At 42.1% G+C, this 2,482-nt stretch carries 1 rRNA gene; it reads right to left on the bottom strand.

Annotation, left to right across the window (positions count from 1 at the left end):
- Positions 1 to 483: 483 nt before the first annotated feature.
- Positions 484 to 1,987: ribosomal RNA gene (locus EAL04_RS07815) — 16S ribosomal RNA — on the bottom strand.
- Positions 1,988 to 2,482 lie beyond the last annotated feature (495 nt).

Here is a 2,482-nt window from a genome sequence, read left to right as displayed (position 1 = left end):
CCCCACCCCCTTATGAGTTTCACTATAAAATAAAACTTCAAACTATAAAAATAAGGCTTTAAACATCAATACTTGATGGGAACGGAGTTTTCAAATCCAAACGCATTCATAATCAGCTCAGACCCACCAAAAACACCAAAAGCAAAAATCAAACATTAAGAAATAAGAAACAACAAAAACAACAAGTAAAAAACCATAAGCAGTAAAAAAACAAACGATTAAGACATAAAAATTAAAACGCAATAAGTAAGAAATAACAAACAACAAGCAAACTAAACACATTAAACATTAAATATAAAGACACTAACAACTAAAAATATAAGCATTAAGAAATAACAAATAACAAGCAAGTAAATATTAAAAACAATCAATAAGTAAATAAATAAGAAAGACTCAATCTTTCAAAACTAAGCAACAAGAAGTTCTTTTGTCAGGTAATACTCTTTGGCTTTTAACAAGCGAATGTTAAAAGCTTTTCTCTAGAAAGGAGGTGATCCAACCGCAGGTTCACCTACGGTTACCTTGTTACGACTTCACCCCAGTCGCTGTGTGTGCCGTGGGCAGTAGCTAGTTTAGCATCCTGACTTAAGGCAAACACAACTCCCATGGTGTGACGGGCGGTGAGTACAAGACCCGGGAACGTATTCACCGCAACATGGCTGATTTGCGATTACTAGCGATTCCAGCTTCATGCAGGCGAGTTGCAGCCTACAATCCGAACTGAGAGGCGTTTTGAAGATTGGCTCCACTTCGCAGTATTGCTTCTCTTTGTGCACCCCATTGTAGCACGTGTGTAGCCCTAGGCGTAAGGGCCATGATGACTTGACGTCGTCCCCACCTTCCTCCTCCTTACGGAGGCAGTATCCTTAGAGTTCTCAGCATGACCTGTTAGCAACTAAGAAAGGGGGTTGCGCTCGTTGCGGGACTTAACCCAACATCTCACGACACGAGCTGACGACAGCCGTGCAGCACCTGTTTTCAAGGTCTAGCAAGCTAGACACTCCACTATTTCTAGCGGATTCTCTCAATGTCAAGCCTAGGTAAGGTTCTTCGTGTATCTTCGAATTAAACCACATGCTCCACCGCTTGTGCGGGTCCCCGTCTATTCCTTTGAGTTTTAATCTTGCGACCGTACTCCCCAGGCGGGATGCTTAATGCGTTAGCTGCATTACTGGAGAGACTAAGCCCTCCAACAACTAGCATCCATCGTTTAGGGCGTGGACTACCAGGGTATCTAATCCTGTTTGCTCCCCACGCTTTCGCGCAATCAGCGTCAGTAATGTTCCAGCAGGTCGCCTTCGCAATGAGTATTCCTCTTGATCTCTACGGATTTTACCCCTACACCAAGAATTCCACCTACCTCTCCCACACTCTAGAATAGTAGTTTCAAATGCAGTTCTATGGTTAAGCCATAGGATTTCACACCTGACTGACTATCCCGCCTACGCGCTCTTTACGCCCAGTGATTCCGAGTAACGCTTGCACCCTCCGTATTACCGCGGCTGCTGGCACGGAGTTAGCCGGTGCTTATTCGTTAGATACCGTCATTATCTTCTCTAACAAAAGGAGTTTACAATCCTAAAACCTTCATCCTCCACGCGGCGTTGCTGCTTCAGGGTTTCCCCCATTGAGCAATATTCCCTACTGCTGCCTCCCGTAGGAGTCTGGACCGTGTCTCAGTTCCAGTGTGTCCGTTCACCCTCTCAGGCCGGATACCCGTCATAGCCTTGGTAAGCCATTACCTTACCAACAAGCTGATAGGACATAGGCTGATCTCTTAGCGATAAATCTTTCCCCCATAGGGAGTATCTGGTATTAATCATCGTTTCCAATGGCTATCCCAAACTAAGAGGCACATAACCTATGCGTTACTCACCCGTGCGCCACTAATCAGCACTCTAGCAAGCTAGAAGCTTCATCGTTCGACTTGCATGTATTAGGCACGCCGCCAGCGTTCACTCTGAGCCAGGATCAAACTCTCCATAAAAGTGTTTGTCCTAAAGCTCTTTTGTTTTTTGATAGGCTGTTGTTATTCCTAACAACAGCTTTAGCGTATCACAAGAACTCGTTTTATACTTTATTGAATAAAACGGGTTGTGTTCTTAAGTATTACAACAACAAAACAGAAAGAAACTTTTTAAAAAGGTTTAGCCAAACGCTAACCTTAAAATACTCTCATGCCATTCAGTCATCAATCATAATGATATAGTCATCATAATCAATGAAATTGATTGGCACTGGTTGGATAAGAATTTCTTATAAAAGAATGGGAGTTGTTTAAACCCTCACTCTATTTAGTCAGTCATTACTTATTTTATTTTAGAATATCCCTTTAAAAAGAACTTCTATCAATTTGCTTAGTTTTCAAAGATCGTTTGCTTTTAATCAGCTATCCTTGTAAGGTATCAAGCGGCTTTTTAAAAGCCCTTGCTGAAACAAGGAAATGAAAGTATAGTCATAGAAAGCTTAAGGTTTGCTTAAA

The organism is Helicobacter pylori (assembly GCF_003638305.1).
Taxonomy (GTDB): Bacteria; Campylobacterota; Campylobacteria; order Campylobacterales; family Helicobacteraceae; genus Helicobacter; species Helicobacter pylori_DJ.
The sequence above is the reverse complement of the archived record's forward strand: the minus strand, read 5'-3'. Positions and strand labels throughout refer to the sequence as shown.